The organism is Flavobacterium sp. (genome assembly GCF_031363805.1).
In the GTDB taxonomy this organism is placed as follows: domain Bacteria; phylum Bacteroidota; class Bacteroidia; order Flavobacteriales; family Flavobacteriaceae; genus Flavobacterium.
In genome coordinates, this window is record NZ_JANLVD010000120.1 from 1 (window position 1) to 5,092 (window position 5,092).

The 5,092-nt window shown below is 32.7% G+C and carries 5 protein-coding genes; 1 reads left to right on the top strand and 4 read right to left on the bottom strand.

From position 1 onward, the window contains the following. From RMN92_RS07065 to RMN92_RS07080, 4 genes are all read right to left on the bottom strand, one after another. A partial coding sequence (locus RMN92_RS07065) for an efflux RND transporter permease subunit (protein ID WP_309608760.1) occupies positions 1-1,494 on the bottom strand: 1,494 nt, incomplete at its 3' end. 68 nt (positions 1,495-1,562) lie between these two features. Then, positions 1,563-2,705: an efflux RND transporter periplasmic adaptor subunit gene (locus RMN92_RS07070; protein ID WP_309608761.1), complete on the bottom strand. Its 1,143-nt coding sequence runs from the start codon at positions 2,703-2,705 to the stop codon at positions 1,563-1,565. A 16-nt stretch (positions 2,706-2,721) separates the two neighbouring features. Beyond that, positions 2,722-4,050 carry a TolC family protein gene (locus RMN92_RS07075; protein ID WP_309608762.1) on the bottom strand — a complete coding sequence of 443 codons (1,329 nt, stop codon included), beginning with the start codon at positions 4,048-4,050 and terminating at the stop codon, positions 2,722-2,724. 10 nt (positions 4,051-4,060) lie between these two features. Further along, entirely contained in the window at positions 4,061-4,657 is a 597-nt protein-coding gene (locus RMN92_RS07080) for a TetR/AcrR family transcriptional regulator (RefSeq protein WP_309608763.1), read from the bottom strand. Between the two features lie 175 nt (positions 4,658-4,832). On the opposite strand from RMN92_RS07080, the gene RMN92_RS07085 reads away from it, so the two are divergent. Continuing rightward, positions 4,833-5,092: polyprenyl synthetase family protein (locus tag RMN92_RS07085; RefSeq protein WP_309608764.1), on the top strand; the 260-nt coding region annotated here is incomplete at its 3' end.

A 5,092-nucleotide genomic window follows, 5' to 3' on the forward strand; every position in this document is an offset into this window, starting at 1 on the left:
TCCTCCTGTCATTGCTGCATTTATTATCATGGCTACAAATAATGATGCACCCAAAACACAGGATAATGTTATTGGGAAATAAACCATAAATTTTCCAACAGTTCCTGGCCATAATGCCAATGGAATAAATGCTGCCAAAGTTGTCGCGGTTGAAGAAATTACTGGCCAAGCAATTTCGCCAATACCAACTTTTGAGGCTTCGATTCGTCCCATTCCTTTTCGCATATTGGCAAAAACATTATCAACAACTACAATTCCGTCATCGACTAGAAGCCCTAATCCCATGACCAAACCAAACAAAACCATCGTGTTTAGTGTAAACCCGAAGGCAGATAAAATCGCAAATGCCATCAGCATCGAAAGCGGAATTGCAGCTCCAACAAATAGGGAGTTTCGAAGTCCCATTGTAAACATTAAAACAATCATCACAAGTACAATTCCAAAAATAATATGATTCGATAGTTCATTGACCTGATGTTCTACACTTTCAGATTGATCATTGGTCATTTTTAGACTTAAATCTTTTGGTAATACTTTTTCTTGAGCTGTTTTGACAATTTCTTTTATTTGTTCAATTGCAGAAATCATATTTTGTCCAGAACGTTTCTTTACATTTAGCATTACAACTTCTTGACCAGATTCGCGCGCATAAGTTGTTTTTTCTTTTTCTTTGAAACTTACAACCGCAATATCTTTTAAATAAACAGTGCCGTTGAACGATTTTACAATTACGTTATTCAATTGATCTGGATTTGAAATTTCACCTACAATTCGAATATTATTTCTAGAACCTTGTGATACTAAATTTCCACCGGAAAGTGTCATATTTTCATATTTCACAGCGTTTTGAATATCATCAAAACTAACTTTTGCAGCACTCATTTTGAAAACATCAATGGCAATTTCAACTTCTTTGTCATCAACACCTAAAATATCTACTTTTTTAACTTCGCTTACATTTTCAATTTCATCTTGCAAATATTCACCATATTTTTTTAGTTGTTGGGTTGTGTAATTTCCCTTTAGATTGATGTTTAGAATTGGTACTTCTTCCGAAATATTAATATTGAAAACATTCGGTTCAACTTTGCTTCCATTGTCTAAATTTGGCCAATCTGTTTTTGCTTTCGATTGATCAACTTTGTCTTTTATTAAAACTTTCGCTTCTTCAATCGTAACTTTTTGTTCAAATTCTATTACAATCATTCCATAATCTTGAAAAGAACTTGACGTAACTTTTTCAACACCAGAAATGTTTTTAAACTGATCTTCAAGAGGTTTAATAACCAATTTTTCTACATCTTCAGATGAGTTTCCTGGAAAAATTGACGATACAAATATTTTATTTTCTAGAATTTCAGGAAAATCTTCTCTTGGCATATTGATGTACGCCATGGTTCCCATTACAATGATAATGAGCGTCAGAATGTAAACAGTGATGCGGTTGTCGACAGCCCATGATGATATGCCGAATTCGTGATTTTTATGTTCCATATTTTTGTTATAGGTTGTAAGTTGTATGTTGTAAGTTGATCAACTTGCAACATACAACTTACAAAAAATTAGAAATTTAATTTTGTTCCTTCTGCAATAGTATTTAAACCCTCGGTCACAATAACATCTTTAACTTTTAATCCTGAAAGAATTTCGGTCACATTCCCAGATGATTGTCCGGTTGTGATGGCAACTTTTTTGGAAATTGCTGTTTTTCCATTGCTATTTTCTGCTACGTAAACATATTTTGTTCCGTCACCATTAGATAAAATTACGTTTGTTGGAACTACAATAGCGTTTTTCTTAGTATAATCTATAATTTGCAATTTGGCAACTTGATTTGGTCGTAATAAATTTTGTGGATTTGGAACAGAAACTTCTATGCCAAAACTTCTGTTCGACGGATTGATATTGCTTCCAACCTGACGCACGCGACCCAAATAGTTTTTACCTAAACTTGCCAAAGAAACGTTTACTGTAGAACCTACTTTCAACTTACCAATGTAGGTTTCTGGAACTTCTGTGGTAATGTACATATTGGAAAGATTTACAATTCTCATCAAGCCTTGAGCACTTGGCGCAACAATCTGACCTCTTTCTACAAAAACTTCATCAATAACACCGTTAAAAGGAGCTGTAATTAATGTTTTAGCCAATTGGGCTTTCATCTGCAATACCGATTTTTGTAAACCAACCATTTGAGTTTGTGCTTGTAGGAATTGAATTTCTGAACCAATTTTTTGATCCCAAAGATTTTTTTGACGCTCAAAAGTAGTTTTTGCCAAATTATATTGATTTTCAATAGATGCTAATTGCTGACCCATTCCGCCATCGTCGGTTCTAGCCAAAACTTGCCCTTTTGAAACACGTTGCCCAGCTTTCACATTTAGTGCTACCAAATTTCCAGGCATTTCAGGCTGAATTAAAATGTTTTGTTTGGTATCTACATTTCCTTGCACTTCCAAATAATGATTGAAGATGGTGTCTTTTAAAGTCAATACAGAAACCAGTGCTTCTTCTGCTTTTTTGGTGTCGAGAGTTGCCAAAGCAGCATCCAATTTTGATATGTCAGCTTGCAATAAATCTCTTTTAGCTTTTATGTTTATTACATTTTTTGATTCAACTAATGCATCGATGTTGGTATTATCCTCTTTTTTTCCGCAAGAGAAAATAAGCATTGAAAGGGTCGTGATTATAAATATTTTTTTCATTCGGAATAAATTTATATTAGTTTTTATTTGTTATTTTTTCTAAAGCTGCTCTATTATTTATTACATCGACCATAGATTGCAAATAGTTTTGTTGGTTGGAATATAACTGTCTTTGAGCTTCGCTTAGTTCGAAACTGGTCGATAATCCTTCTTTAAATTTTATTTGTTGTTTCTTTTCGATACGCTCGGCTAAGTTCAAATTGCTTTTGGCGGTTTCATATTCCTCGATACTAAAATCAAAATCGCTTTTTGCTTTTTGAAATTGAAGTTTCAGCATTTGTTCTGTTTCAGTTAGCTCCGTTTGGGCTTTCTGAAATTCAATTTTGGCTTGTTGAGTTTTGGCATTTCTACCGAAGCTTGAGAAAATAGGCACATTCAAACGAACACCAACATTTGAATAATTAAACCATTTCTGATTGCTTTCAAACATTGAAAATGTATTTCCAAATGTATTGTAACCAAAGTTTACATTTGCACCAAGCGATGGCAATGCTTTACTTTTTTCTAATTTTAATAATAATTTTTTCTGAGTTACCAGACTTGAACTTATTTGATAATCTATTGAATTCGTGACGTTAAATTCATTGCTTTGTAAAACAGATTGTAAATTATTTTTTGATAATGTATCGAGATTTTCAGAGAGTTTGAGCTCATCATTAATCTCAATACCCAAATTTATTTTAAGCATATTCAATGAAACTTCTCTCAATCGTTTTACGTTTTTTAAATTACTTTTCACCGAAGCTAGCGTAATTGAAATTTGCTCCACACTTTCCTCTTCACCCAAACCATTTTTATAAATTTGATTTGCATCAAGGTAATTTTTCTCCAAAACAGTTTGATTTCTTTCAAGTACTTTTATACTTTCTTCTGCCAAAAGTACACTTCCGTAGGAGTTGGTCACCATGGCTCTAATTTCAGAATCTGTTTTCTTTTTGGCATTTTCAAAAAATTCCAAATAGGCTTTGGATGCCTGTAAAGCTACAATGTACGAACCATCAAAGATAAGTTGACTTAGTGATAGTTTGGAATCCATGGTATTGAAAGTTCCAAATGTCAATAATACAGGAGTTCCTCCAAAATCTATGATGTTACTTTGCAATTTAAATGCATTTTGGTAGTCTACAGTTCCATTTATTTGCGGTAAACCATTAGCTGTTGTTTCCCATTTTTTTTGTCTAGAAATTTCAATGTCTCTTCCAGCATTTATAGCGGTGTAGTTGTATTGTAGCGCGTGTTCAATAGCTTCATTGAGGGAGAAATTGTAGCGCTGTGGTGTAGTTTGTTGCGCATTTGTTACATTAAATGCAACAAGTAGCAATAAAATTAAGGTCAGTTTTCTCATTGATTGATGTTTATATGTTATGATTTATTAGTTGTTTTTCTAGTTCTTTAATTCCTTCTGGCGTTGCAATCGCCCTTGTGTGATACTCTAACGCTTGAAGTTCTAGTTTCGAAGCATCTTTTTCTAAAACCGTGGTTTCATTAATGCTAAAAATTAGGGTGTAATAAAATTTAACATACGATTCAACTTCAATATCTTTTCTATACAAACCTTGATCTATTCCTTTTAAAATATTTTGGCGGAAACATTCTGTACAAACTTCTGTTTCTTGTGTTATAACTTTTTCATAAATAGTAGGGTAATGTTTTTTGAGTTGGTACAATGGCGATTTATCAGCTACTTTAAACATTTCCACAAACATGTTTCGGATGTTGAAATTTTCTTGAATGGCATTTTTACTATTTGCCATGATTTCATTCATTCCATTGTTTATTTTTTCGTGGAATACATTATTTCCTTCTTCAATTAGCACTTCTTTGTTTGTAAAAAACTTATAAATAGTCTTTTTTGAAATACACATTTCGCAGGCTATGTCGTCCATAGTTACACTCTTGAAACCTAGTTTCAGGAACATTTCTGTGGCTTTACTTATTATTTTATCTTTCATTGTATTAACAAATTCTTGGCAAATATAGAATGGAAACTTTGAAAACCAAAATAGTTTCCAAAGTATTTACATAAATTTAACATAAAGGAAAAATTAAAAAGTTTAAAGTTTCAGGTTTCAAGTTTTTTGAGTTACTTTGTCAAACTTGAAACCTGAAACTTTAAACTCAGAATTAATGCACTCCATTTACCAATACCAAGAATTCATTTCAGAATATTTAAACTCTCAATACGAAACCAAAGAACCTAGAAATTTGTATGAACCCATACATTATATATTAGGACTTGGCGGAAAACGGATGCGTCCAGTTTTAACTTTAATGAGTGCTGAGGTATTTGATGCAGATTATAAAAAAGCACTCCCTGCGGCTTTGGCGGTTGAGGTTTTTCATAATTTTTCGTTGGTTCATGATGATATTATGGACGATGCGCCACT

What these genes read in the sequence shown, in the direction of transcription:
- RMN92_RS07070 (WP_309608761.1), bottom strand. Translation starts at nt 2,705, where the DNA reads ATGAAAAAAATATTTATAATCACGACCCTTTCAATGCTTATTTTCTCT.
- RMN92_RS07075 (WP_309608762.1), bottom strand. Translation starts at nt 4,050, where the DNA reads ATGAGAAAACTGACCTTAATTTTATTGCTACTTGTTGCATTTAATGTA.
- RMN92_RS07080 (WP_309608763.1), bottom strand. Translation starts at nt 4,657, where the DNA reads ATGAAAGATAAAATAATAAGTAAAGCCACAGAAATGTTCCTGAAACTA.